Here is a 26,681-nt window from a genome sequence, read left to right on the forward strand (position 1 = left end):
CGCCAAAAATCACCACGAGACGATCGTCAACCCATCTGCGGACAAGCGCGATCTCGACAAGTCGTAACTGCGCCGAGGCTGCACGCCGTGTCCAGCGGCCTCTCAGTCCCTAACACCGGGCCAGTTGGCATTGGCGAATGCCTTGTTCAGTGCGCCGGGCCAGATCCATGGCGTGGCGCCCCAGTCGATCTTCTCCTTTGAGCCAGGCGACTTGGAAATCTGACCTCTTTGGAGTGCAAAGTGGCGGACCTTATTGCGACAGAACCGTCTATATTCCACGATTCTCGCTCGATTATAAATCGCATCACTTGAACAAAAGTAGTGCGCATATCAAACTTCTCCCCCATGAATCAGTCTGAGCACATCCTCGAACTGGCCAGACATCGGCACATGCTGCGGGCAGCGGATGTACGCGAGCAAGGCTGGTCGCCGCAACTTTTGATCCGTCTGCACCAAGCTGGCAAGCTGCAGCGGCTTGGCCGTGGTCTGTATGGCCTGCCCGACGCCGAAGTCAACGAGCACCAGACGCTAATGGAGGTCTGCCAGCGCGTGCCCAAGGCCGTGCTGTGCCTGCTGAGCGCGCTGCAATTCCATGAGATCGGCACGCAGCTGCCGCACGAAGTATGGATCGCATTGCCTGAAGGCAGTCAGACCCCGGCGCTAAGCTACCCCTCGCTGCGCATCACGCGCCTGCGCGGCACCGCATACACCGACGGCATACAGACCGTGACCGATCGCGGCGCTCCCATCCGGGTGTACTGCGCTGCGAAGACGGTGACCGACTGCTTCAAGTTCCGCAACAAGGTCGGTCTGGATGTGGCGCTGGAGGCACTGAAAGACGCTTGGCGCAGCCGCAAGGTCACCATGGACGAGTTGAGCCACTTCGCCAAGATCAATCGGGTCGAACGTGTCATGCAGCCCTATCTGGAGGCCATGACCCAATGACCGGCAACCTTTCCGCATCGATCCTGGCCCGGCTGCTGACCCTCGCCAAACAGCGCGGCGACGACTACAGCCTGCTGCTGAACCGCTTCGGTATGGAGCGACTACTGGTCCGCATCAGCCTCTCACCACATGCCGACCGCTTCCTGCTGAAGGGTGCGCTGCTTTTTGCACTCTGGTACGACACGCCGCACCGACCGACAAGGGACGCCGACTTGCTGGGCTTCGGCCCCGACGATGAGGCGAACCTGATCGCCACCTTCCGCGACATCGCCGCCATGGACCTGGACGACGGCATCGTGTTCGACCCCGATTCCGTGAAGGCAGGTGCCATTCGCGAAGACAACACCTACGGTGGCACCCGCATCACGGTGGTGGCACGCATCGGCTCTGCACGCTGCGCGCTGCAGATCGACGTGGGCTTTGGAGATGCGGTCACACCTGGGCCACAAACAGCGGTCTACCCCATCCTGCTACCTGATTTCCCAGCCCCAACGCTGCGGGTCTATCCGGTCTACACCGTGATTGCGGAGAAATACCACGCCATGGTGATGCTGGGGCAGGCGAACAGCCGCATGAAGGACTTCTTCGACCTCGCGGTGATTGCACGCCGCACAGAACTGGACGGCGCCACGCTGGCCACAGCCATCGGCGCCACCTTCACCCGGCGCCAGACCACCGTGCCGATCGAGCGGCCCTTGGCACTGACCAAGCAGTTCAGCGACGACCCCGCCAAGCTGCGCCAGTGGCAGGCATTCCTGAGCAAGAACCGCATCGAAGCTGCGAGCCTGGGTGACACCGTCGCACTGTTGGACGACCTTCTGTGGCCTCCGACTCAGGTCGCCACCGCTGGGAGCCAGGCAACTGCAACTTGGCGCCCGGATGCACTGCGCTGGGTCTAACGCGATAGCTCCGTACAACATTGACTGCTGTATGCTCAACACGCACTTAACAGCAGCATTTTGAGATGACCCAAAGTGAGGAGCAGTTGGCCAGTTTGAACCTGCTGCGGGAGGCTTTGAACTACCTTGAGCGACTGCCGGCCCATCCCATGACATACGCGATGGCGCTCAAAATTCGCAACCACCTCAACAACCCGCAAACTCTCGCGCTAGAGCGCAGGCATCATGAAGTCGAGGCGGCCGAAAAGTTTTCACGCCACGGTCACAGCGCCAATTTTGGTTTCACCAATGAGGGCATTCCGACCCTGACCGCCAGCTTGTTGGATGGCGTGCTTGCCCTGAAATCACCAGCTGCGGCACAAATTCCTGACGAAGAACTCGAGGGGTTTTCTCGTCAATTGACAGCCTTGCTGGCGCAAGGGGTCAAAGTCAGGCTTGCCCCCGTCCAACTAAAGTCACACCCTGCTGACACCAAGTGAGTGGTTGGAGCATGGGGTGAAAATCGTCAAACCTGTACGGCATGGCCAATCCAGACGCCGGAATGCATGAAAGCAACGAAACGAAGCATGCTCGCAGTGCCGTCACGAGACAACAGTCGCCAACTTCAGCGGCGCGATCACGAGGGGCGAATATTGTTGGTGGGCAAGTTCGCGCAGTGCCACGGTGACGTTGCTCGGGTGGTCGAGACCGGGTAGGGAACTTGGGTTCAGAGCTGTGGCCCTGCTCAGCCTCAATATTCCCCGATTTTCGTTATGTTAAATAATGAGAACAAAGGTTCTGATCTCTGACTCTGCGCGGATTCGCTGCGTGGGTCGTTTAGCGGCTACCAGTTCGTGGTGCTCTTCGCGTCTTGCTCGCTGATCGGAATGCACCCAGCCTGGCCTATCTCCTGCCCTGCACGTCGGCACACCGGGGAGGTCGTGTCGATCCAGCCATGCTCTTGACCGGTTTCGGTGATGGGTGCCTTGGTGGCCACTTGTAGACGATATACAGCGTGGTGCTGGGCGGTGTCGAAGGTCTTGGGAACTGGGTAAAATGTTCCGTATTCCCGTTGTATATTAATATTCGACGAAATAATGGAACATGTTCGACCCATGCCCTCCAGTGCCCACACTCAGCGCGTTCTCGATCTGGCCAGCCAGAAGGGGGTGCTGCGCGCCAGCGATCTGGACGCCATCAGTGCGCCTCGGGTCGTTCTGACGCGCCTAACTGCTGTAGGGGGACTGGAGAAGGTGGGGCGTGGCCTGTACCGGCTGCCGGATGCACAGGTTTCGGAGTTTGAGAGCCTTGGCACCATTGCCACCAAGGTGCCTCAGGCCGTGTTCTGCCTGCTCACGGCACTGCAGTTTCATGAGCTGACCACGCAGCTGCCGCGGCAAATCTGGATCGCTATGCCTCGGGGTAGCCACCCGCCCCGCATCGACTACCCGCCCGTCAAGATGGTGCAGTTCACGGGCGAGGCCTACTCCGCAGGTATTGAAGAAGTGGAACGCGACGGTATTAGGCTGCGGATATACAGCGTGGCCAAGACCGTGGCGGACTGCTTCAAGCACCGCAACAAGATTGGGCTGGATGTGGCGCTTGAGGCGCTCAAAGACGCCCGCGCGCGCAACAAGGCCTCCGTCGACGACATCTGGCGATTCGCCAAGATCTGCCGCATGGCCAACGTGATGCGCCCGTACCTGGAGAGCTTCGGATGAATGCGGCCATGCCAAACGTCGCGGCCTCCGTTCGTGCGCGTCTGCTCAATGTAGCCAAGGCACAAGGCGTCGATTTCAACCAGGTGCTGGTGCGCTTCGCCTTGGAACGCATTCTTTATCGCCTGACCCAGTCTCCGCACGCAGATCGATTCTTGCTCAAAGGAGCACTGCTGTTCACGCTCTGGTACGACATGCCACATCGGGCCACACGCGATGCCGATCTGTTGGGCTTTGGTGCCAGCGATTTGGAGTCGGTCGCCCAGGTGTTTCGGGACATCGCCGCCGTGGCGGTCGACGATGGCATCGTGTTTGACGCTGCATCCGTTGCGGTTGAGGAGATTCGGAAGGAGGCCGGCTACGGCGGTGTTCGTGTGATCATTACGGGCGATCTGGCAAGAGCACGCTGCAAGACCCAAATCGATGTGGGCTTTGGGGATGCAGTCACGCCAGCGCCCGTTGATTCGGTTTACCCGGTGCTGCTGGAAGGAATGCCCCCGCCGCGGCTGCGTGCCTACCCAACGTACACCGTCATCGCAGAAAAATTCCACGCCATCGCATTGCTCGGCATGACCAACAGCCGCCTGAAGGACTATTTCGATTTGTCCGTGCTGTTCGAACGAGAAGTTCTGGACGTCAGTCTTGTAGCCAAGGCGATCGAGGCCACGTTCCAAAGGCGCGGGATGGCGGCGCGTGGCGCTTTGCCGGTCGGTCTGACCGAAGAGTTTGCGAACGACGCTACACGGCAGGCGCTGTGGCTGGCATTTCTCAAGAAGAACGAACTTCAGCCAGAGCCATTGCCTGCCGTCGTTGACCGCCTGCGCGTGGCATTTTCTGGGGTGCTCTAAAGTCTTGTAGAGACCCCTGAATCAACTCCAAAAAACATGCCATTGCAGTGCGAGAGGCGAGTCAGGCGGCAGCTTTGCAGCGATTGCGGTCGGTGGGCGGTGCCACGTCGTACGTCCAACGGTTGTAAAGCAATGATCCCAACATTTGCCTAGCGACCGACCGCAAATGAGGGGCTAGCCGTCTGTAAGTTAGCATCCGCCGCGATTTCAGATGTCCATCTGCATCGGCAGGTCGAGCGGATGAGCGACCTCAATGCCCAGGAGAGCAGAAGGAACGGCATACCGGAAAGAAGTGTCGATTGACGGGAGGAAAAGTCTGCCTCGGCCTTCAGCCCAGATATTGGTTTTAGAGGCTTCTTTGACGGCAAACCCGAGGTGTGCCCGAAACACGGGAAACAAGGTGCTGCCTCCGTCCGAAGCACAGAAAGCAGTGCCTAAACCTGTGGCAAAAGTCAACCAGAAAATAGTCCCTCAGATTGTGCGTATCTGCAGCGGGAACGGGTGTACATTGATTGGCAAGATGACGGGTTTCTCTAGGAGTTGATTTGGCCACCGAAGCAGAAGTGAAGATTTACGCCAAACTGGCCGAGCTTGAGCACGAGATCGAATCACTCCGGACTGGGTATTCGTTGGTCAACAAGCGCTACTCCGATGCACTTTCCCAGATGAAAGAACTGACGAACTCCACCCTTGAGGCTGCCTTGCGCTCCGCCACAGCGGCAGAGAAAGCGGCGCTTGCCTGCAAGAACGCCACCTCGGCGGCCCTCAATTCGGCATCTCTGCAAATCATCGAGGCCACAGAAGCGGCGGCTGAAGCTGCCAGCCAGGCTGCCTTGGCAGCCTCCGAGGCCGCAGCAGCAGCCTCTGCCGCGGCATCTGCAGCAGCCACCGCTGCAGCCATACAGGCGGAAGAAGTGGCCTTGCAATCGTCGGCAGAAGCCGCACGAGCCACAGCCCGGGCCACCAGCGCCGCTGCGACAGCGGCCCATTTGGCGAGTGAGGCCGCAGCGGCCGCTCGTTCCCTCCGTTAGTAAGACAGCTCTGCCTGTGCTTGGCATATTACGGCGTGCTCCTGTGTGATTGCCACGGCCCACGCCAACACACTGGAAGCGCGACTGGGGAAGCTGCATGGTGTGGTCGCCCACATGTTCCAGACGGCCCCTTTTGGTAGCCACTGTCTGGCGCAAGACGGTTCGTTCACCGAGATCAACGACATGGAGCTGTCGTGGCTGGACCGCCAACGCGAAGACGTGGTGGGTCGAACCTCATTTCGGCAGTTCCTCACCCCGGCCAGTCAACTCAAGCTGGATCATTACCTGGCTGCGCATCAACGCCACGGTTTCATAGACCTGGAGCTGGAGTTGTACCGTGAAGGGGCCGAGCCGCTGCTGGTGGCCGTCAGCTTCAACGGCACCCTGACCGACGAGGGGCAACGCAGGCCAGGCCGCTATGTGCTGTTCGACTTGACGGCCTTGCAGCGGGAAAGGACGATACAGAAGTACGCGGCCATGTCTTTCGAGTCTGCCTGCGGGATCTGTGTCACCAACGCCCTGGGCATCATCCTCCGGGTGAATGCCGCCTTCACCACCCTGACCGGTTTCACCAACGACGAAGTGGTGGGCAAGAACATGGCCATCCTGAGCTCGGGGCTTCAGTCCGAGCAGTTCTACCAGGCCATGTGGAAAGCCATAGAAACCCGGGGCTACTGGCAGGGCGAAATTCGCAACCGCCGCAAGAACGGACACCTCTACACCGAGTGGCTTAGCATTGCGAGCGTCAAGAACCCGGAAGGGCTGGTCACCAACTACGTGGGCACGTTCTACGACATCACGGCCGCCAAGGCCAGCCAGGAAGAAATGCACCGCCTGGCTTTTCACGATGAACTCACCCACCTTCCCAACCGGCGCCTATTGCAGCAGCACATGGAGCACACGCTGGCGTTGAACAGCCGCAACGGGAAGCTCAGTGCGCTGCTTTTCATAGACCTGGACCATTTCAAGGCCATCAACGACACACGCGGCCACGAAGCCGGCGATTTGCTCCTGATTCAGGCGGCACGCCGCATGCAGACCCTGGTTCGCGAGGGGGACACGGTGGCACGGGTAGGAGGCGACGAATTTGTGGTGTTGCTGGAAGGGCTGGACACCGCCATGAACACAGCCGCTGCGCAGGCTCAGTTGGTGGGCGAGAAGTTGCTGGCCATGCTGGCCACACCCTATGCCATCAGGGATTTCAAGTTTCGCTGCACCGCAAGTATCGGTATCCGTATGGTGAGCTTCGGCGACCACGCCTCGCAGTTGCTGACCCACGCCGACCTGGCCATGTACGAAGCCAAGAAGAACGGTCGCAATTCGTTGCGGTTCTTCGATCCCACCATGCAGGCTGCCGCCACAGTGCGAGCCCACGCAGAACAGGACTTGCAGCGCGCCGTGGAGAATGGCGAGTTCGAGTTGTTCTACCAGCCGCAGGTGGATGCGCAGGGCAAGATGGTGGGCGCCGAGGCTTTGTTGCGGTGGCACCACCCGGAACGTGGGCTTGTGTCGCCAGGCGAAGTGATTCCGTTGGCCGAAGAGACTGGCCTGATCATTCCCATTGGCAACTGGGTCATGAAGACAGCTTGCGCGCAACTCAAGCGCTGGGCCACGCTGCCCGAGGCGCAAGGGCTGACCATGGCGGTGAATGTGAGTGCCCGGCAATTCGCACGGGAAGACTTTGTCAATTTCGTGCTCAAGGTGCTGGAGGACACCCAGATTGATCCTACGCTGCTGGAACTGGAAGTGACCGAAAGCATGATGCTCGACATCGACACCGCCGCAGCAAAAATGCAGGCGCTGCGCACTGCGGGTGTACGGTTCTCGGTGGATGACTTTGGCACCGGCTACTCATCACTGGCTCACCTCACGCGCATACCCATCGCGAAGTTGAAGATTGACCAGTCTTTCGTTCAGCACATGGGCGACCGGCAAGCGGACCTGGTGATCGTGCAGACCGTCATTGCCATGGCCCACAGCCTGGGCCTGTGTGTGGTCGCCGAAGGCGTTGAAACGCCAACCCAACACCAGCAATTACTGAATGACGGCTGCAACGTGTTCCAGGGCTACCTGTTCGGCAGGCCGCAGCCCAGTGGCGCACTGGAGCGCCAGTTGCTGCAAGGAAATCCACCTGCGGGTTAGGTCACCGCATAAAACCAGCTCTCCCGCGAGTAGGGACCGTCCGCTGCAACTATGTGTACAGTCATTCGACCTGAACCTACCTGTGACCAATGTGGATCGGAGGCGGTCGGTTCGCGAACCGCCGCCATAGACCGCTACCAGCCTGAAGCGACCATCGACAGGGACGGCTTTGCAGCGATTGCAGTCCGTCACGGCATCGGCCGAACGCAAGCTGATCGGGGTTAAGCGGTCGCTGGCACTGACGACCACAGAGCATTCGACCGTCAGCATTACGAGGCGAAGCGGTCGTAAGTCCGCTCGTGGCTCTGAGCGCAATGCTATTAACTGCTTGTCACTGGACCTACGGTCAGCTACGAAACATCGCCAAGAGGCCAATGGCTACCACTACGCCGAGGACGCCGGATGCGGCAACCGCACCCCATGTTCCCAGCTTGGGCTTGAGCCAGTAGTAGCAGCCAAGGGTGACCAGCCCGCCGACGAGGCCGAACAGCTTGACGATGATGACCGCAACAATGGACGGCCACAGCCAGTCCCATGAGCCGGACTTCTTTTCGGGCGTGGCCGCTGGTGCTGCTATGGGCGCGGCAATCGCGGGCGTCTGCGGCTGTGACGGCGCGTTGGGGTCTTCGTATGCCATGGGTTTCCTCCTTTGTTGGTTATCACTTGCTCGCCGCGTTCAGTGCGCTCATCAGGATCAGCACGGCGAAGACGGCGGCGGTACACGCAAGGGCGCGAAACACTCCCCACTTCTTGTGGAGCACCACGGTGGTGGTGGATGTGTCCCACAGCGTCGTGCCGGTTTTCGTGAGCCGCCGATACGCGAACAGTTGCGTGAACAGCGCGACGAATGGAATGCCGAACCCCACGCCCTGAACAAAGACCAGAAATGAGCGGTTCAGCGCCGCTGCGAAGGACAGCAGGTTGCCGCCAGGGTGCGCAACCCGGATGCCAAACAGCCACTTCGCTGGGGTGGTTCCGAACAACGAGAGCAACAATGCTTCGGCAGGCAGCCAAATCAGATACAGCACCACACTGGCGATGATCGGGTTCTCTATAGCCTTTGCGAAACCCGCCGCTTGTTCGGGCATCGTCGCGCTGAAGGCAAATACCAACAGCATGAACAGCACGAGACCTGCCGTGCAGATGTCAATCGCGCGGGCGAACAATCGCCGCCACGGATGATGTTGCCCGCCAAGAAAGGTCTTGCTCTGATCGACGGGCGCGGCTGGCTTTGGGGCGACGTCGCCGGATGTGTGCGACGGGGCGTTGGGATCTTCATAGGCCACTGGCTGTTCCTTTTCTTGTTATCGGATAACGATGCTGCTTTTCAATCGGTTGTGCGCTGCTGTCGCTTGCGGATCGCCTTCGATGTACGAAAGCGTGATCAGGGCTTTCTCCGCGCCCAGCAGCACATGGTACTGAGTCACCCTCATGGTTTCCGCTGGGTTGGCTGTAGAGGTGCGTCCGTAACTGATGATCAAAGCGGTTTGACCGCCAATGGGTTCGACAGCAAAACTCGGACGCCCAACTTCCTTCACACCGTTCTTGGCCAAGCCCGCCCACATCGTCGGCGACTCCTCTCGCCAGGTATCGGCCAAATCCCTGAGTACCTGCTGCTTGTTGGCCTGAACCTCCTGCCGGACATCTGTTTGGGTGAGCGGCGGCTCCATAGGAATGAACGACACCCTGACCATCGTTCGTGACGGCGCTGGGTAGGACTGTGCGGCAAGCGAGGATGTGTGCTGAATTGGAATCCCGACGAGCTTCTCCCCAAGCTCCTTGACGCGCTTCCGTTGCTCCGCATCGCTGATTGCCCAGTTGCTCGGAATTTCGAGCTGAACTCGCCCCTTGACGTTGAGCTTGGTGTACCCCGCCGTCTGCGCGACGACCGGCAGGGCGACCGCAGTCAGAAGGCAGAAGCACAGGGCAAAGAATGTTGTTCTTGCTGTTTTCATCGTCAGTTCTCGGTGAGGAGGCTGTTCAGCAGTTCCTGCTGGACAGCTTGCAACCGGCCACGGCTTTCCAGTGATGCGGTTCCTTCATAAACGTTGACCGACAGGGGGAGAGAGTTCAGGAGCGTGATCCCGCTGATCCCCGAAATCGGTCGGCTGGTTTCCCCAATGTTCATGTTCATGCGCATGGAAAAATAGACCGCATTCCCGTCCCGCCCAATCGGCTCGAACTTCATGTCGGACAGGTTGATGTCGCTGTTCTCGAACGACGCCTTCAGCCGTTGATTGAGTTCGGCGGCGTTCACCCGTGAACTCGACTTGGAAAGGCCGGAAAGGAATGCCTCACGCGGCATCTCGATTCGCTGGAAATTCCCCTTCGGGCCGATAAGCTGGATTTGCAGCCAGTGATCTAGCATGTCCCTGCGCCCCTTCCGGTAGTCCTCCAGTTCGGAGCAACGGACTGCTGCATGTACGAGGCGGGAGCCTTCGCCGAGGGAACGCCGTGCCAAGTCCATCAGCTCCACTTCGCGCGCCGACTTGCCCGGCGTGCAGTAGCCGCCAGGATTCGAAACCGCGATCTGCTGGCCGAGCACGTTCACCGATTCCGTGGCCGCGCTTTGCTGGGTTATTGCCTCTTGGGCAGGCGGCTGCCTCGGCGTGGCTGGCGCGGCAGTTTGTGGTGGGTAGGCGGGGACAGCCGTGATGGGTGCTTGCGCAACCGGGGCCGTCGTCGAGGGGGTGGGCTCGTTCTTGATCGCGTTGACGAAGATGATGAGCAGAAGCCCGATCCCCAATCCGATGCCGACCATCCACTTGCCAGTGGTCACATCAGAAGAACTGTCGCTCTTCTCCTTGGCTGGTTGAGGTGCAGTGGATACGGCCGGGGCTTCTTCGGCCGGCAAGGGCGGAGGTTCTGGAGGCGGTGGGGTGCGCGGCGGCGGGGCGGCCTCCGGCGCAGGTTTGCTGGCAGGACGGTTGTCTTCGACATCCGAGACGAGTGTCGAAAGACCGGAGAATCCTGTGGCGGTTCCTTTTTGTTTGTCGTCAGCAGCAGCCACGGCCCCTCATCTCCATCTCATAGCCGCAGCTTGGTGTAGACGGCTTCGACCATGCAGTCGTCGCCATCGTCAAACCGCAGCCGCCCGAAGCCGGAAGGCGAAATCGTCAGGTAGGCCTCCTCGCCAAGCGCAAGGGACAGGCAGCTCGATGTTTTGATGTAGGAGCTGGTTCCGAAGACCTCATACCAGTCATCGTCCTCGCGGCTGACTGTCACCACGTATTTGCCCGGCTTCTGCTTCGACACGCCAAAGACTGCCTTCACGTCGCACTTGTCCTTGCTGTCGAAGAAGATGACCTCGCCGCCATAACCGGACGACTTGAAGATCGCCTCCTCGGAGTAGGCGTAGACGTAGCAGTAGCGCGTCTGGATGATGATGTCCTTGCCGTCGACCTTGTAGACGTTCCTGCCCTTGCGGGTCAGGTTCACCTCGTAGTTCTCGGCCAGAGCAGGTGTTGCCTGGAGGCACATCATTGCCGCAAGTGCTGCCAAAAGGGTCTTCTTCATCGCCATCGCTTATTGGGATTGGACGCTCGACAACCGGTTTTTCACGAGGTCGAGCTTGGCCTTGTGAGCCAGCGGCCTGTTGAAAACACGGTTCTGAATATGGTCGGACACCTTGCTGATGGCGATGTACGCCATGCTCAGGCCCGACTCGCGCTCGGATGCCTTCTTCTCGACGAAGTCGTAGGGAAAGCTCTCGCAGAACTTGTGGAAGCCGGAGAACTGAGCAACCTCCTTCGTGAACCGGAAGCCATCCGGCGTGAGCCGCGAGCGTCGTGGGTGATAAAGATCGACGAACAGGATGAACCACTCGGCTCCATTGAATGACACGGCCTCAAACACGTCGACTGTGCCGATGGCTCCGAGGCGGTGGAACAAGATGCGTTGGCCAGATTGGGTTTCAAGTCTGGACAAGTACGCCAGTTGGCCGATGGGCCCATTGACCGGAATGGGATTGGTCTCGGTGAAGCCGAACGGGCCAGTGCCGTCTGGGTCTTTGTCGTAGGCCGGGGCGGACTCCAGCATCACCTTCATCGCCGGATGAACGAGTTCCAGTTGAAACGCTTCGTCATCGAGGATGCGGTGGATGTGCGCCATTGCTTCGCGCAGCGCCTTGTCTTCCTTGTTGCCTCCAAACAGGTTGGACAGAAATCCCATAAATGCTGCTCCGCTGAATACTTGGTTAAATCACTGCAATACATCACTCAAACGGCGCATTCCCGGCTTCTTGAAGCCCATGCGAATGGCTTGTTCGAGAACATGGGTGTTCGCCCCGTGAATGTAGGAAACACCGGCGTTGACCTTCTTGTCGTCCTTGGCTCCGATGCAGAACGAACCATCGGCGCTCCACACATGGACTTGACCCCACGAGCAGCGCACTTTTTCGTTGGAACCGAGGAACTTGCGCCGCACGAGCGTGATGCCATCGTCGTGCAGGAGTGCATCGCCGAAGTGCAGGTCGCGCCCATTCTTCAGGGCTTCGAGCATTTCAGTGAGCAGGCGCACGCCGACTGCCCGCCAAAGCTTGTCAATGAACGTGTTGTAGATGTCCTGCTTCTTCAGTTCCACAACCGCTTCGGAATTCCGGTTGCCGAACGCAATCGTGTAGGTCGTCCCCGTGGGGATGCCATTGACGGAATGGCTGACGCCACCCCAACGAACGCGCGTGATCGAGTCGAGCGGAAAGTTCTGGCCCTTCCACGAAACGCCGACAGGGGAAATACTCAAGGCATCCTTGAACATCACGCCGATCTCGGCGCGGTAGGTGATTTCGCGCGCCCACTCGTCTTGCCGCGATGCGACCTGCTTGCGTTGCTGGAAAATGTCCGCGAGTGCGTCCGCGTCCTCCTCGACGCGATCCGCAATTTCCGGCACTTCAGAAAAGATCTCCTGAATCAGTCCGGTCAGCCGCTGCGACTGAACAAGCATGTCGTGCTTGTTGAACAGGTCGATGGCGAGGCCGCGAATCTCGTAGGCCAATTCGCGGCTTGCTTCGTGGTCGATGCCGCGCGCTTTCGAACTCAGTTGAATGGGCTGGGCGATCTTGTCCCAATTGCGCGCAACCGTATCGAGCTTGTCCAGATAAGGCTTGACGGTGGCTTCGCCGGAGCCAGCATGGTCTCTGGCTGCCTTGATGAGCTTGTGGACGTTCCCTGCCTCCTTTTGCAGGATGCCGTGGGTCTCTACCTCGTAGCTGTCCACCAGGTCATCGATCAGTCCCGGCGCATGATCCTCGCCGCCGGATGTCACGCCATCCACGGTTTCGGTCATTACTTGGATGAGCGTCATCGGCGGCAGCCTGTCGAGCGCATCCTTGATGGCACCACGGTAGTACCGCTTGCGTTCGGTCAGCTCAGATTCGATCTGATCGAGCGCACGCACTTCCGGAAATCCGGACACGGCGCGATCCTCGTTGATGTCGCGCAGCACCTCCTCCGGAGTCAGCACTTCGGCGAGGTAGGCGGCCTCCATGATGAACTCGGCCAAGTCGTCCGCATCGTGCTTGCCATCTACGGCTTCGAACGCGGCGGCCAGCAGATTCAGGTGCGCGAGCGTGGGCAGGCCAGACTCTTGGCGTATCGCCATCGGGTCGTTAACCAGGCTCTCGACCAACTGGCTCGCCTTGCGCGGTGAGACGCCGGGAAGCCACCCGATCTCCACGCTCAAGCGGGTGCGCGGGTTGGTCAGGTCGGAGCGTGCTTTCTGGCAAACGTCGTGATCCAGTTCCAACGACTTCTCTTCCGCCAACTCGACGATGCGCTTGCGGTTGTCGCGGGTCGTCACGCCCAAGACCGAGAACGCCGATTGATGCAGCGCGGTCGTAGTGAGGCGAGGCGTTGGCTTACTCGGAATCGCGGGCGGCGTGGTGGGGGGCGCTGATGGAGGAGTGGGTGCGCTGGCACTCGCTTGCCCGGATTGCGGAACGCCATTGGGAGGGAATGCGCGCCGGAAGCTCTCATCGACAATCTGTTCGAGCGAGTGGGTCTTTTCCATCACCTCGTAGATGCTCATGAACTGCACGTCCACCTTCGGCAGCAGGGTCTTGTCTTGCAGGAGAATCGGGTATTTCTGAATCCTCAACCCCATCAATTCAGTCAACCTCGGCTGAATCTTCTTGAAGATGTTCTCGTCGAAAGAATGGCCGGAGTTGTAGGTCACGCGTCCATCTTGGCCGGGTTGATGCGGTCGAGCTGCTGGATGCGGATTCGGTGTGGGACTTTGGGGCTGGCGCGTAGATGCAGGTGGAGCTTGCGTTGGCGGCGCTGCATTTGCAGTCTGCGCGCCAAGCATCGCCAGAAGCTGCGGGTCTTTTAGCGCATCGAGCGCCTCCACGAGTGCTTCGCGCGGCACGGACAACTTCTTGCCGTTGCGAAGCTCGTGGCTGTACTGGGCCAGTTGATCTTTGGACGACATATGGTCGGACAGAGCGAGCGAAACGGCATACTCGCTGTTTGTGCGCGGCGCAGCGTTACAACTCCGGCAGGCGGTCAGTGCGCCGGATTTTGTGGAGCCGCATTTGAAGCAGATTGTCATTGCCATCTACTCAGTCCCCCTGCCATAGCTCGTGGTGAATGGAGCGCATCACCTGTTCCCCGCCCGTCGTTCAGCATCTGCAACTCGGGCGGCTTCATCTGGAGTCAACAGGGAGTGCTTGCACAAAGAAGAGTATTGTCCGGATATGCACGTCTGAAAGTTGACTCGCCGTTCTGCGGCCGCCACCTGAACTGCTTCATCCGATGTAAGCAAAGAGTGCTTGCACAAAGACGGGTAGTTGCCAGAAACACAGGTTTGAAAGTTGACGCGACGCTCTGCTGCGGCGACTTGCGCTGCTTCGTCTGGGGTAAGTAGATTTCGTTTGCACAACGATGGGTAATTTCCAGACATGCAGGTCTGAAGATTTACGCGCCGCTCTGCGGCAGCTACTTGAGTAGCTTCCTCTGGTGTCAGCAATGACCGTTTACAGAGCGATGGGTAATTTCCAGATGCGCAGGTTTGGAAATTGACGCGCCTTTCTGCGGCTTCTACTTGCTCCTTCTCGTCTGGTGTAAGCAGCGCATAATTGCAAAGCGATGGATACTGCCCCGAAGCACAGACACTGAAATTTTTGGTGTCCCTGCTGGCAGGAACAGCCTGAACTTGTCGTGGTGGCAACGGGTCTGGCGCAGGTCTCGGTGGAAGTGCGACGCTCTGCTCAGGAGCGGAGTCCCAGTTGGGTCTTGCCGTATTGCTGCTGGTCGTTACCGATGTGGCCGAATTCAGTACGGCAAGTAGGTCTCTATCCGGCTGTCCATCCTGAGTAAGCCCCATGTCCCGCTGGAACGCCAATACCGCTAAACGCGTACCTCGTCCCATCAAACCGTCAGCGGTGCCAGCTTCGTAACCGAGTTCGTTGAGCTTGCGCTGGATGGCCTGCACCGTTGCATCCGGTGCAGGACGGGACGGTGCAGGCGTCGACAGCGAGCCATAAGACGGACTACGAGCGAACCGGCTTCTGCCCTCTGACTGAAACTGGCTCCGGTATGGCTCAATGTCCCGTCGCGCACTTTCCAGCGCACCGCTGCGATAACGGAAGCTCCCGCAACGGCTGTTGTAGTCGGCCACCATCACATTGAAGCGATCCACGTCTGAGTCGATATAGTTGTTGAGACCGAATTTCGCGCCCTCCATGCGGATGTCCTCGGCCAAGCAGTAGCGAATCTGAGCCGTTGAAAACACCAAGTCTTGCCCGACAGGAGGCATTGATTCCTGTGGGCGAGACGGCGCTTGCGATTCAGCAGGCGGCGAGTAACTTGGCGTCGCGGTCTGCGCGGTCTGCGCGGGCGTCGAGTAGGCCGGAGCTGGAGAAGTTGGGCTCCTGTCCGACTGTCCGATGAGCCAGAGCACGCCGATGACGGCGGCAATGCCCAACACCCACTTGCCGCCGGACGATCCAGAGGATGGCGGCTGCGCAGGCTCTTGAAACGTTTGATGTGGCTGGCTCGGCTGCGGTTGAGCAGCCTGCCGGGCAGGACGCTCGGTGCTTGGAGCAGATGCATCAGGTTCCTCTTTTGCAGCAGGGGGCGATGTCGTATCCACGTCAGACACGAGCGATGAAAGGCCTGCGAAGCCTTTGCCTTCTCCCTTCTTCTGTTCTTCTTCTCCCCCCGTCACTACCTTCTCCCTTTAAAAGAATCCGATGCGCCGTTTGCTGTCGCCACCCTCGCGCTCCCGCGCGGGTGAAGCATGCAGGGCGGACAACAGGCTGGCCTGATCTAATTTTTCTTTGCCAGATCGCGCCGCGAGCCTTGCGCCTTCGCGCACCACAAAAGAAACATCAGACAAGGGTCTGCCAGCAAGCTCCTTAGCCAGAGGCTTGGAATCCACGTCCGATTCCTTCGGCAAGGAGGAAAGCAGCTTGTCCAACAGCGACTGCACTTCAACCTCACTGGCGAAATCCACCTTGATGACGTGATCGAAACGTCCTCGACGCTGTATGGCCGGGTCGATCATGTCGATACGATTGGTCATGGCGATGATCAGCACGTCGTTCTTCACCGCCTCAGGAATCCGGCGCAGGAATTCGGCCACTTCCTCGACGCGGTGATGTCCTGAACCCATCTCGCGGTCGGCAAGGAATGCTTCCATCTCATCAATCACCAGGACCGACGGCGCGTTCTCCATCGCCTTGTCGAACACCTGCGCGACCTTCTTGCTGGTCTCGTGGATGTAGGGGCTGGCGACGCTGGAGGCGTCGATCTGGAAACTTGGCCAGCCGAGGAAGTCCACCAGCCGGTCGACCGCGAAGGTTTTCCCGCAACCCGGAGGGCCGTGCAGGATCAACGCCGACGGGAACTCGATCCCGAGCGCCTTGTAGCAGTCACGGTGCAGGATGATGTCGACGATGTGCTCGTTGAAGAAGGCCGCCAGTTCGGGACGCCCGGCGAGTTCGAAGACCTTGTTCGGTTCCGGCTCGGCGCGTCTGAATTGCTCCACCTTCTCGGCGGGGGCAGCTTCCGTTGTTTCGGCAGGAACCGCAGGCTTGCGCGCCAGCGGGATGATTTCCGCGACTTCGAAGCCCGCCGCTTGCACGACATCCTTCAAATGGCCCGCACCGAGCCAGCTTATGGACTGACGCAGCCGACGAAAGGATGAGGCCGGGATGTTCGTGCCGCCCGTCAGCCAGTAGCCGAGCACAACATCGTCGCCGATTCTGGAGCTGATGCTGTAGGTCGGCAGCAGCCGGGTGATCTTCTCGATGTAAAGGGCGTCTTGCAGCGGGGAGTCCGCATCGATGTCGCGCGTTGCCTTCAACGCCAAGGCGAAGGAAAGCGCCTCGGATTTATTGTCGGGAGACTTCCCCTCGTTGACAGGGCAAAGCGTCTGGCTCGGCCCGCATGAGATCGACCGCAAGTGGCGGTCGCCGAACTGTGCGGCGTTGAGCGTCCCATATTCAATCAGACCTGCATCCAGCCAATGCTGCGCCAGCGTGTCTTGTGCAATCAGCGCACGACCACCGCCCATCGTCTCGTAGATCTGCCAATCCACGCCCTCGAACAGTGGAGCGCGAACTTTCGCGCCGTCTGGCAGCTTGAATCCAATGGGGAGCCATGCGTCGCGGGCCATGAGATCAACTCCGAACGATGTTGGAACCGGCCATCATGTCGTCGTCACCCGCAGAGCCGACCTGGATCGAGAAGAGTTGACCAACCACTGCGCGCAATTTTTCGATGTCGTTGGCCCTGATGGCTTCGGTTCCGGCCGCCACAAGCTGTGCATGCTCTCTGGTGTCAGAGAAAAGGTAGCTTGCTTGGGCCAGTCGCTTGAAGTGGTCGATCACGAACCAGTCCTGACGCCACAAGATCATGAAGTTGCGGCTGCGCAGATCGTCCAAGTGCGACTCGAAATCGCTGCCGTTGTTTTCGAGCGCGCGCTGTGCCGTTTTGACCAAGTTGTCGAAGGACGTGGCCTCGGTGGGGCGTGCGTGCTGGCGCACGGCCTTCTCGAAGAAATCGACCGCTCTGTCCAGCTCAAGCTGACGAATGTCCTTCAGGTGCTCCTTGCGTGTCAGCGCCAGCAGGCGCTTGGCCTCCTGCACGTTGTCCATTGCCTGCTTCGCCGTTTCCGGGTCGGCCTCGCCCGACTCAATAGTGCTGGCCTGCTCCAGTTTCTCGCGGGCCTGTTCCAGACGGGGGTCATCCACTTTGGATGCCATCTCTTCGAGACGCTCCATCGTGTGCTCCGACTGCTCCTGAATATTCCTGGCCTGGTTGGAGTAGTCGAGCTTGCCTTCCTGACTGGAGTAGAAGTTGCGACCGCTCTGGAACGAGCCGCTGATGGACGGCACCGAAATCTCCAAAATGATGTTACCGGAATCGAGCACTTCGAACTCGCAGACCATTTCCGCGCCTGCGGCGATGACGCCGTCGTCAAAGTCCGAGCCCTTGATCTCGAACATGCCGATGAAGCGGTTGTCGTTGATGGGGTCGGAGATTTCGCCTTCCCACAGCTTGAACTTGATCGACCCGGCGCTTCCGGCCTTGAGGGATTCGCCCGCTTTGAAGGACTTCTTGCCCTTCTTGGGCAACTGGTCGCCTTCACGCACGAGGTAGTCCAGCACCAAGCGCCCGCCAACCTTGTCGCGAGCTTCCACGCCAACAGAGTGGGACGCGGGAATTGCGTCGATGCTGGCGGCGGTGCGGGCGATGACGATCTTGTCTTCGCCCAGCGCAATCGGAGCCCCGTTCGAGTCAAACACGAACACCTTGAAAAGGTTGTCGCCGGGCTTGGACAGACTGAGTTCAACGCTTGCGCCGTCCTTCAGCGCGACGCGGCCCGACGACCAGCCCGTGTCGAGACTGTCGATCTGAAATTCGATGCCCGCAGGCGCACGTGACAACTTGGCGACGATCTTGGCCTTGTGCTCCGGCGTGCGTGCGATGTAGTTGAATGAAAGGTCGAGCGCACCACCGGCGCTGAGTGCGCCACGGGAACTCTTGCGCCCACGGCTCTGGGATGCCCAATCGATGGACTCTGCAAACACTGCCGCACCTTCGGCAACGGCAGTCATTGGGTTCACGTCGGTGGACGCTGCGATGCCCAGCTCGAAAGCCACCCTGTCGCGCAAGTTTTTGTACTGTGCAGGCCCGCCCACAAAGACAATCCGCTCAACGTCGTGAGAACTCAGACCCGCTTTTTCGATGCTCTCGCGGGTGGCCTGGATCGACTCATCCACCTTGGATGCAATCAAATCGTCATACAGACTCCGGCTGATCGGAATATCGAAGTAAATTTCTTCACCCGCCTGGTCACGGACACCCAGCTCATTTTCTGCAAGGCTGACGACCGAGTCTTCGCTTTGCGACAGCGCAATCTTTGCTTTTTCAGCCGCCCAGGTCGCCATGGTTCGCAATGATTTGTACTGCGGATTGGACGCCAAGTCTTCCGGCAAATCAAAGTTGTCGAGCAGCCACGGCTTGACGACGTTGTCGAACAGGATGCGGTCGAAGTCGCGCCCGCCGCACATGGCAATGCCACCATGAGCAAGCAGGTTAACGCGGCCACCGATGCTCTCGGCAATGGCGACATCCAGCGTGCCACCACCAATGTCGTACACGACAAAAATTCCGTCGTTCCTGCGCTGGCGCATGACGCTCATCACGGCAGCGACCGGCTCTTGCATCAATGCAACCCGCCCGAGCCCGGCTGCACCAGCGGCAGCCATCGTGGCATCCTTCTGCATTTGGTTGAACGCGGCGGGAACCGTGATGACGGTGCCGGTGTCGCCATCCCCGCGAATTTCCTCCGGCAGATAGCCAAAGAGCGAACGCAACACCTCGGCGGAACATTCCTCCGGCGTCATCGTGAGGTTGACCGCAGGCAGCTTCACGGGTGTGCTGGTGCCCATGAGTCGCTTGAACAGCACCGCCGCGTTGTCGGGATTCTTTGCTGCGCTGTTGTAGGCACGCGAGCCGACGTACTTGTTGCCGCGCCGGTCGATGAAGATGGCCGAAGGCGTTACATCGTGTTGTTCGGGGCTTTTGTAAAGGTGAATCTTGTCCCCATCGAACGAGCATATGGCACTGTTGGTCGTGCCGAGGTCGATACCGACGTATTTCATGTTTCCACCTTCCTGAGCATTACCGTGCCCTGTTTGCGCAGACCCTTCGGCCCCATGATGATCGGTTCCAGCATCTGATCGACGAGCAGCACATCGTCAGGGCCGAAATCACCCAAGTTCAAGGCCGATGCCGCCATCCCTGCGTCGTAGGGCTGTCCTTCCACGTTGACTAGCTTCAGGCCATTTGAGTCGAGGTTTTCCTCAACCTTTTTTTGGAAGTAGCGGATCTGATTGATGTAGCGACCTGACTCGCCAGCGTCTAACTTGCTGACAACTTTGCCGAATAGTCGCGAGAACCGCCAACTCTCGACTGCAATATCGATAAGCGAGCGCTCCAGCTGCTCGCCGCAGTTCTGCTGGCCTGTGGTCATGAACTCTCCCTGCAAAGTGAACGATACGAACTGAGCCGGTCCAATTGGTAGAGTGTAACGATGTGTTTGACTAGGCCCATAACCTTGGGCATTGACCGATTGCCATAGGTCGGTTGGTAGCTCCACCGCATTACCCGTTCGCTGTCCAGTTGGTGCATGTGGGCAGCTGCCGGTTTCACAGACACCTTGTCAAGGTGACCGGTCTTGATGGTAAAGCGGTCGCTTGAGGTCTTGCTCCGCGTATGACCGGTTGGGACCGCCGTGAAAGTTCGGGCATCAATTTTGAATGTCTCAAACCAGCCTTGAACCGACATCCTGATGCCAAGGACGGAAGTGCAGCGAGGCTGTCCCTCCCGACGGAGTCCAGAACGCACCGTACGGTGTGCGGTTTATCTGATTTGCCGCGTAATATGCGGCTTGACCCAGCCAGTATTTGGGGCCTAACTCAGAACCTCGGACCCATGAGTTTTCCGAATAGTCTCGACCGAAATGAAGATCACTCCGACCACGCTTACGCTTCAACAGTTCTTCTCAGTTGGCAACGAGCAGTTTCTGATCCCAGCCTACCAACGCCGCTATGCATGGGGCCAGCGCCAGCAGCGAGAGTTGTTCGACGACCTTCGGCTTCTTGCCTCAGGCGACACTCATCTGTTGGGTACGGTTCTGTTCCTGTCCGACACGCATAAGCCAGGTGTCAACCAACTCGAACTCGTGGATGGCCAGCAACGCGTCACAACCATCACCATCCTAATGCGGGTACTGGCGCGTCGGTTTGAACAGGACAAGAAGGAAAAGACCGCCCAGAAGCTCGCGGAGCTGCTGCACTGTGAAGGGTTGGACGAGCAGGTGCTGCCGAAGCTGCAGCTAGGGGATTTGGACCATAGCGACTACCTGCGCATCATGGACGGAGGCGACATTTCGGAGGTCGAGAACGCTTGTCTGTCAGGTGCTTTCGAGCACTTCACGGAATGGGTAGGCCAACTGTCCGTTGATGAGCTGAATAAGTTCTTTCATAAGCTCCTGAACAGTGCTTCAATCATTCGGCTCGACGTGGGTGCAGCCAAGGATGCCTACAAACTGTTCGAGACGATCAACAACCGGGGTTTGCGGCTGAGGCCCACGGACATCATCAAGAACTTCCTGCTAGGGCATGCATCGTCTCTGCCTGCTGGCACGCTGGACAAAGTGAAGGACGACTGGCGCAAGTTGATCGTGGCGCTGGACGGGCTGGACGGGCTGGACGGCGATGACTTCTTCCGTCAGTGGCTGGCGGGCAAGCTGCATCGCAAGGTCACTATGACCAAACTGGTCGTCGACTTCAAGGCCTACTACCTGCGTCGTGTGCAAGAGGCCGAGAGCATGACCGAATTCCTGTCGTCCACCATGAAGGACGACGAGAACGATGACGACGTCGAGGATGTAGCTATCACAGGTGAGGAAGATGAGGCCGCTGAGGCATTCGTCAAGATCAGGAAGGTCAAGCTCACGGAGTTTGCCAAGGCGCTCCGACAGTCGGCCGAGCTGTACGCGAAACTGCTGTGCTCCTCGACCGAATCTGCCAAGGTGAATCGGCATATCGCGAACCTGTGGCGCATCAAGGCGTTTCAGACCTTCACTTGGCTGCTGGATATGTTCGGGCGGGAGAGTCTGGACGAGAAAGCTAAGGTCCGCCTGCTGAAGGCCTTGGAGGCCTTCATGATGCGTCGACACATCTGCGAGAAGCGCTCCAACGAGTTGGAGACCATCTTTGCGGGCCTGACGGGCATCGCTGATGAGGGCTATGAAGAGGCCGTTTTGGAGATCCTGAGGGAGCACACCCCGGACGATGATGAGTTCGAGTCTTCCTTCGCTTCGTTCCCCTTTGTGCCTGCCGTGATCGACCGCGCCCGCTATGCGCTGGAAATGTTCGAGTACCGAGCCATCGGACACAAGAACGAGTATTACCTTGCCGACCCGGATGAGTTGGAGCTTGAGCACATCATCCCGAAGGCCGCCGACAAAGCCAGCACCAAAAAGGACTTCGGCGATTGGCCAAGCTACCTGGGCGAAGGCTGGAAGGCCAAGCACAGCAAAATGCTACATCGCATCGGCAACATGACCTTGCTGGCCGACGAACTGAACGTGGTGGCATCCAACAACCCGTTTCTGGCCAAGCGCAAGGAGTACGCCAAGTCCAACATTCAGCTGACTAAGGATCTTGTCCACCTCGGCCAGTTCAAGTTCAAGCAAGTGGAAGATCGGTCCAAGGCGTTTGCCAAGCAGGCGGTAGCGATGTGGCGAATCTGAGGTGGTCGAGTCCTGGTTCGAGCCGTAGGGGGTTCACTATCCTGTCTTCCCGGAAGCCATGTTGGGTGACCCGCGCGGTAAGTCCTCGCTGGCCAATAAGCTGACCCAGCGCGCCGATGATGCGCAGGCCAAGGTTCTGTGATTAGAGGTCAGCTTTCCGCTTTCGCTGCCCCTCGGTCGGAAAACTCGAATGGCAGCAACCAGCCTGAGCAGAAGTCCAGTCAGGCTACTGGGCTTGTTTGACAGTCACTGCGCCTTGAGCATCCACCGTGACAATCCCTTCAGCAATCAGTCGCTGAATAACCGCTGCAACGCGTGCGTCATCGGCGCGGTCAGCCGGAAGCAGCGATTTCACAGCGCCCTTCAAGCGTGCCTCGCGCGAGGGCTTGTTTTTCGTCTTGCGCAGGGACTTGAGCACGTGGTCGTAGTCCTTGTCCGAAGCTGAGGGTTCTTCGGAAATCTTGATCTTTTTGTCCTTCTTCGCCGTTGAAGTCTTAACAGAGGTCACCTTCTCAGTCGGGCGCTGCGGATTCGCAACAGCCGCCTTGGCCTTGGCCTTGGCCGATGGCTTCAGCGCTGGAGTTGATGCTGCCGACTTTGCAGGCGCGGTTTTCTTTGATGGTGTCTTCTTCGTTGCCGCTTTTGCGACTGGCTTCGTCGAAACGACGCTGGGGGTTGAACCAGCCTTCGGCGTCTTCGCGGATGCCCTCTTGGCGGGGGCCTTCTTAGGGGTGGGACCGAACCCCACCTGTCTTGCGTCAAAGCCAAGCTCTTTTGCGTGGTCCAGCATGGGACCGTAACCCTGGTCGTTCGCGATCACAACAAAGCGGGCATCGGGGTTGCGGGAGGTGATGTACCCCATGTAGAAGGACAGGTGAAAGTCCAGGGCGTTCTTGCCGGCGCGACTCACGGGCACCAGGGTCAGGTGATCGCTGAATGCCTTCTGGTTGGCATCTACTTTTTTCTGCTGCTTGCCGTGGAATATCCAAACGTCTGTGGCGTCTGGCACCAGTGCCAGGATCTCGGCGTCCGTTGGCTGCACATTCTCCCAGTCCACCAGTACATGGGTGGATTGCGTCACAGACTTAGCGGGCCCCGCCGGAAGTCCAGGCCGGGTCGGTGGGTACTTCTCGGCGTTTTTGATCAAATTTCGACCAACCGCACGCTTGAGGTCCACGTCACAGTGGTCGGCCAGTTGCAGCAGGTACAGCAGCACGTCGGCCACTTCGTCGCCTATCCGCTCGCGCTCCACCTTGTCCTGTGACGCAGACTGCGACTGTTCAGGTGTCATCCATTGAAAGATCTCGGCCAACTCAGCGGCCTCGACCATCAAAGCCATCGCCAAATTCTTCGGTGTGTGAAACGGCTGCCAGTCGCGTTGGGCTGCAAATTCTCGGAGGGTCTGTTGAAGCAGATTCAGATCCATGGCGGTTTCGGTTGAATGGTGATGCTCTTCACGGCTGGAATCGACCTGCCGGCCTCTCAGTTACCCAATCATTCTGCCGACGAAAGGGGGGAAAAGTAACGGGACGCCTGTCCTCACCAGGTTCGATTGCGTGCTAAAAGCGGTGCGCCGTCGCCTAGCGCCTCATGCGGCTTACATTTCTGTTTCAGATCGGCAGCGGCCACAGTCTCGAGCGAGGCCGTGGCTGCTGAGGCTGACCTTTTCAACCACACCCGAATTGACGATGGAATACCACTCACTCCGAGACGACCTCGCACTCGCGCTGCGAGCCGCTGCCTGGCATGGGTTATCTGAAGGCGTCTGCAACCACTTCAGCGTGGCAGTGGATCGAGACAAGTTCTTGCTCAACCCACGCGGCCTGCACTGGAGCGAGGTCCGTGCCGATGACATACTGCTCGTGGACGGCAATGGCCAGGTCCTCGAGGGTCGGCATCGGGCGGAACCGACCGCACTGTTCATTCACGCAGCGGTCCATCGGATCGCTGGTCATGTTGTTGTGTTGCACACGCACATGCCCTACGCCACATCGCTCACGCTGACTGAAGCCGGCGCCATCGATCCCCTGCTGAGCCAAAATGCCTTGCGATTCCATGGGCGCATCGTGGTCGATCCCCGGTACAACGGGCTGGCGCTCGATGTCGCTGAAGGCGAGCGCATCGCCCATGCAATGCAGGGGCGGGACGTCGCGTTCCTTGGGAACCACGGCGTGATCGTTGCGGGCTCCACGGTTGCCTATGCCTACGACGATCTTTACTACCTCGAACGTGCGGCGCAGCACGAAATCCTCGCGCGCAGTTCAGGGCTCAAGCTGCGGGCCATTCGCGATCTGGAACTGGCCCAGCGTACTGCTGCGCAGATTCAGGGGGAGCGCGAACAATCTGACCTGTTTTTCCAAGCGCTTCGACGACTCGTGCCTTGAGTGGTTGAGGAGCTACGGCCCAGCGGGCACGCAGGCGATTGCCGGTCCATTGAAGCGATGCGTCCGCTTGAGTTAAGGGTTGTAGGACGCCCTCCCGTGCAGGCGCGCAGATAACAGACGCAGACCACCAAGGGTGGGCGTCGTACAAGCCTCTAGGGAGGAAACCGCGGCGAGTACCAATCTGGGCGTACCAGCTGGTGGCAGCTATGGAGATTTGACCGCGTGCAGTGATGTGGAAGGTGGCACTTGCGCCGCCTGATCGACCCGCCACAGCGGTGTCACGGGGTACTGCCCTATTTCAGCCTCATGGATGTGGCAGCTTCTGCCGTGCCGCCATCGCCGATTCCGCAGTCTGGCGCACCTGTCCCCCGCGTGCCACTGTGAGCCCGCCGCAGACACTAGCAAGGTTGCACATGCCAACACGGTCATGGCGGCCCTCGCTGGTGAGGTGTGCGAATGGGTTGCCCACGTGCGAACGTCTCGACGATGAGCATCACGGCGCCGCAGTGGACGCAAACTAAGGTCGGTCGGGCCGATTCAGCGTCGGCACATTTGGTCGTCTCGATCTGCCCACTTGGAACTTCAGACACAAGCAGCTGGCGCGCCTGCTCAAGGCACTCACGCCGGTGGTTATTGGCCAACAACCCGTAGTGGCGGATACGGTGGAACCCGCTGGGCAGCACGTGCAGCAGGAAGCGGCGCATGAACTCCTCGGGCTGAAGTGTCATCACCTTGTGGCGTGTTTGACCTTTGTCACGGTAGTCCTTCCAACGGAAAGTCACGCCGCGCTCGTCATGCGCCACCAGGCGCGAGTTGGAGATGGCTACCCGATGCGTGTAGCGCGAGAGGTAGGCCAACACCGCCTGCGGCCCGGCGAACGGCTTCTTGGCATAGACCACCCACTCGCACCGGCGCAGCGTTGCCAGCCATTTCGCGAATGCCCTGGGGTCTGTCAGACCCGCGTGTTCCGAGAAGAACCTCAGCTTGCCCGCCCGATGCGCTATGGCCAGCTCCTCCAGATACCGCCGCCTGAACAGACGCGAGAGCACCCTCACCGGCAGGAAGAAACCCGGGCGGCACGCGACCCAACGCTGACCGTCCAGCGACAGCCCGCCGCCGGGCACGATGCCGTGGACGTGCGGGTGGTGCGTGAGCGCCGACCCCCAGGTGTGCAGCACCAGCGTAGCGCCGATCTGCGCACCCAGGTGTTTGGGGTCAGCGGCGATAGTGCGCAGCGTTTCGGCCGCCACCTCGAACAGAAGGCCATAGAGGACGTCTTTGTTGTAGTACGCGATCTCGCTGATGGGGGCGGGCAGCGTGAAGACGACGTGGAAGTAATCCACCGGCAGCAGATCGGCCTGCCGGGCATCGAGCCAGCGCTGGGCGGCGGTGGCCTGGCACTTGGGGCAATGCCGGTTGCGGCATGAGTTGTAGGCGATTTGCAGGCGTTGGCAGTCCTGACAGCGCAGCACATGCCCTCCCAGTGCCGCTGAGCGGCACTGCTCGATGGCTGTCATGACCTTGAGCTGACCCAGGCTCAGGTGGGAGCGCTGGGCTTGCCGCCAGGCCGGCCCGTGGGTGCGGAAGATGTCCGCCACCTCCAGGGCAGCGGTGCCCATGGCGGGCCTACGCGGTGTTCAGTTGCTCCAGCGGGCTGACCACCTCGCGCAGGACGTCGGTGGCCACCTGTGCGTACATGGCCGTCGTCTCCAGCTTCTTGTGCCCGAGCAGCACCTGGATCACCCGGATATCCACCTTCTGCTCCAGCAAATGGGTGGCAAAGCTGTGGCGCAGGGTGTGCATGGACACGCGTTTGTCGATGTTCGCGGCGTCAGCCGCCATAGGGGTCTCCTCGTTTTCAGTGCAATAAGTGACGGTACGAAAAGCTAGCACTGGCGCGGAGGTGGTGTTGGTAGATCGTTGATTTCATTGACTTTCCTGTTCACTTTCAAATCTGCGATTCGTGGCG

22 protein-coding genes and 2 pseudogenes are annotated in these 26,681 nt (G+C 59.5%); 9 read left to right on the top strand and 15 right to left on the bottom strand.

What is annotated here, in order from left to right; genetic code table 11:
• Window positions 1–345: 345 nt before the first annotated feature.
• From ACFQPB_RS22005 to ACFQPB_RS22035, 7 genes are all read left to right on the top strand, one after another.
• A complete protein-coding gene (locus tag ACFQPB_RS22005) occupies window positions 346–945 on the top strand; it encodes a type IV toxin-antitoxin system AbiEi family antitoxin domain-containing protein (RefSeq protein WP_382228076.1) in 600 nt (199 codons plus the stop codon).
• Window positions 942–1,844, top strand: coding sequence for a nucleotidyl transferase AbiEii/AbiGii toxin family protein (locus ACFQPB_RS22010; protein ID WP_382228079.1), 903 nt, complete (start codon window positions 942–944; stop codon window positions 1,842–1,844). The genes ACFQPB_RS22005 and ACFQPB_RS22010 overlap by 4 nt, the downstream gene beginning before the upstream one ends.
• Before the next feature lie 65 nt (window positions 1,845–1,909).
• Entirely contained in the window at window positions 1,910–2,323 is a 414-nt protein-coding gene (locus ACFQPB_RS22015; RefSeq protein ID WP_382228082.1) for a hypothetical protein, read from the top strand.
• A 615-nt stretch (window positions 2,324–2,938) separates the two neighbouring features.
• Window positions 2,939–3,544 (top strand): type IV toxin-antitoxin system AbiEi family antitoxin domain-containing protein, encoded by a 606-nt coding sequence (locus ACFQPB_RS22020; protein WP_382228085.1) that lies wholly within the window; start codon window positions 2,939–2,941, stop codon window positions 3,542–3,544.
• On the top strand, window positions 3,541–4,389 hold the full coding sequence (locus tag ACFQPB_RS22025) for a nucleotidyl transferase AbiEii/AbiGii toxin family protein (RefSeq protein WP_382228088.1): 849 nt from the start codon (window positions 3,541–3,543) through the stop codon (window positions 4,387–4,389). Before ACFQPB_RS22020 ends, ACFQPB_RS22025 begins: the two co-directional genes overlap by 4 nt.
• A 545-nt stretch (window positions 4,390–4,934) precedes the next feature.
• Window positions 4,935–5,420 (top strand): hypothetical protein, encoded by a 486-nt coding sequence (locus tag ACFQPB_RS22030; protein ID WP_382228091.1) that lies wholly within the window; start codon window positions 4,935–4,937, stop codon window positions 5,418–5,420.
• A 45-nt stretch (window positions 5,421–5,465) separates the two neighbouring features.
• Window positions 5,466–7,562, top strand: coding sequence for a putative bifunctional diguanylate cyclase/phosphodiesterase (locus ACFQPB_RS22035; RefSeq protein WP_382228094.1), 2,097 nt, complete (start codon window positions 5,466–5,468; stop codon window positions 7,560–7,562).
• A gap of 346 nt (window positions 7,563–7,908) precedes the next feature.
• On the opposite strand, the gene ACFQPB_RS22040 is transcribed toward ACFQPB_RS22035, so the two are convergent.
• Genes ACFQPB_RS22040 through ACFQPB_RS22090 form a run of 11 tightly spaced genes read right to left on the bottom strand, consistent with a single transcriptional unit; the run spans window position 7,909 to window position 20,042 of the window.
• On the bottom strand, window positions 7,909–8,199 hold the full coding sequence (locus ACFQPB_RS22040; RefSeq protein WP_382228096.1) for a hypothetical protein: 291 nt from the start codon (window positions 8,197–8,199) through the stop codon (window positions 7,909–7,911).
• Window positions 8,200–8,221: 22 nt separating this feature from the next.
• The gene (locus ACFQPB_RS22045) at window positions 8,222–8,848 is read right to left on the bottom strand and encodes an RDD family protein (RefSeq protein ID WP_382228099.1); all 627 of its coding nucleotides are present in this window, start codon (window positions 8,846–8,848) and stop codon (window positions 8,222–8,224) included.
• A gap of 18 nt (window positions 8,849–8,866) precedes the next feature.
• Window positions 8,867–9,517 carry a hypothetical protein gene (locus ACFQPB_RS22050; protein WP_382228102.1) on the bottom strand — a complete coding sequence of 217 codons (651 nt, stop codon included), beginning with the start codon at window positions 9,515–9,517 and terminating at the stop codon, window positions 8,867–8,869.
• 2 nt (window positions 9,518–9,519) lie between these two features.
• Window positions 9,520–10,572 (bottom strand): type IV pilus inner membrane component PilO, encoded by a 1,053-nt coding sequence (locus ACFQPB_RS22055; protein WP_382228105.1) that lies wholly within the window; start codon window positions 10,570–10,572, stop codon window positions 9,520–9,522.
• A 17-nt stretch (window positions 10,573–10,589) separates the two neighbouring features.
• Window positions 10,590–11,078: a hypothetical protein gene (locus ACFQPB_RS22060; protein ID WP_382228107.1), complete on the bottom strand. Its 489-nt coding sequence runs from the start codon at window positions 11,076–11,078 to the stop codon at window positions 10,590–10,592.
• 9 nt (window positions 11,079–11,087) lie between these two features.
• Window positions 11,088–11,732, bottom strand: a complete 645-nt coding sequence (locus tag ACFQPB_RS22065; protein WP_382228110.1) for a hypothetical protein — start codon at window positions 11,730–11,732, stop codon at window positions 11,088–11,090.
• A 30-nt stretch (window positions 11,733–11,762) separates the two neighbouring features.
• Entirely contained in the window at window positions 11,763–14,114 is a 2,352-nt protein-coding gene (locus tag ACFQPB_RS22070) for a hypothetical protein (RefSeq protein ID WP_382228113.1), read from the bottom strand.
• 42 nt (window positions 14,115–14,156) lie between these two features.
• Entirely contained in the window at window positions 14,157–15,725 is a 1,569-nt protein-coding gene (locus ACFQPB_RS22075; RefSeq protein ID WP_382228116.1) for a peptidoglycan-binding domain-containing protein, read from the bottom strand.
• A gap of 12 nt (window positions 15,726–15,737) precedes the next feature.
• On the bottom strand, window positions 15,738–17,177 hold the full coding sequence (locus tag ACFQPB_RS22080; RefSeq protein ID WP_382228119.1) for an ATP-binding protein: 1,440 nt from the start codon (window positions 17,175–17,177) through the stop codon (window positions 15,738–15,740).
• 4 nt (window positions 17,178–17,181) lie between these two features.
• Entirely contained in the window at window positions 17,182–19,671 is a 2,490-nt protein-coding gene (locus ACFQPB_RS22085) for an Hsp70 family protein (protein WP_382228122.1), read from the bottom strand.
• The gene (locus ACFQPB_RS22090; protein ID WP_382228125.1) at window positions 19,668–20,042 is read right to left on the bottom strand and encodes a hypothetical protein; all 375 of its coding nucleotides are present in this window, start codon (window positions 20,040–20,042) and stop codon (window positions 19,668–19,670) included. The genes ACFQPB_RS22085 and ACFQPB_RS22090 overlap by 4 nt, the downstream gene beginning before the upstream one ends.
• 489 nt (window positions 20,043–20,531) lie before the next feature.
• Between ACFQPB_RS22090 and ACFQPB_RS22095 the strand changes: the two genes are divergently transcribed.
• On the top strand, window positions 20,532–22,328 hold the full coding sequence (locus tag ACFQPB_RS22095; protein WP_382228128.1) for a DUF262 domain-containing protein: 1,797 nt from the start codon (window positions 20,532–20,534) through the stop codon (window positions 22,326–22,328).
• Window positions 22,329–22,554: 226 nt separating this feature from the next.
• Here ACFQPB_RS22095 and ACFQPB_RS22100 read toward each other — a convergent pair whose 3' ends face one another.
• Window positions 22,555–23,409, bottom strand: coding sequence for a PIN domain-containing protein (locus ACFQPB_RS22100; RefSeq protein WP_382228135.1), 855 nt, complete (start codon window positions 23,407–23,409; stop codon window positions 22,555–22,557).
• Window positions 23,410–23,448: 39 nt separating this feature from the next.
• A pseudogene (locus ACFQPB_RS22105) lies at window positions 23,449–23,754 on the bottom strand (nucleotide pyrophosphohydrolase); the annotation flags it as partial.
• A 262-nt stretch (window positions 23,755–24,016) separates the two neighbouring features.
• Here ACFQPB_RS22105 and ACFQPB_RS22110 point away from each other — a divergent pair.
• Window positions 24,017–24,712, top strand: a complete 696-nt coding sequence (locus ACFQPB_RS22110; RefSeq protein ID WP_382228130.1) for an aldolase — start codon at window positions 24,017–24,019, stop codon at window positions 24,710–24,712.
• 425 nt (window positions 24,713–25,137) lie between these two features.
• Here the strand turns inward: ACFQPB_RS22110 and ACFQPB_RS22115 are convergent, their stop codons facing one another.
• Window positions 25,138–26,331, bottom strand: coding sequence for an IS91 family transposase (locus ACFQPB_RS22115; RefSeq protein WP_382228133.1), 1,194 nt, complete (start codon window positions 26,329–26,331; stop codon window positions 25,138–25,140).
• 7 nt (window positions 26,332–26,338) lie between these two features.
• Window positions 26,339–26,551, bottom strand: a pseudogene (locus ACFQPB_RS22120) (tyrosine-type recombinase/integrase); the annotation flags it as partial.
• Between the last annotated feature and the right edge of the window lie 130 nt (window positions 26,552–26,681).

This window comes from Hydrogenophaga atypica, from assembly GCF_042665215.1.
In the GTDB taxonomy this organism is placed as follows: Bacteria; Pseudomonadota; Gammaproteobacteria; order Burkholderiales; family Burkholderiaceae_C; genus Hydrogenophaga; species Hydrogenophaga defluvii_A.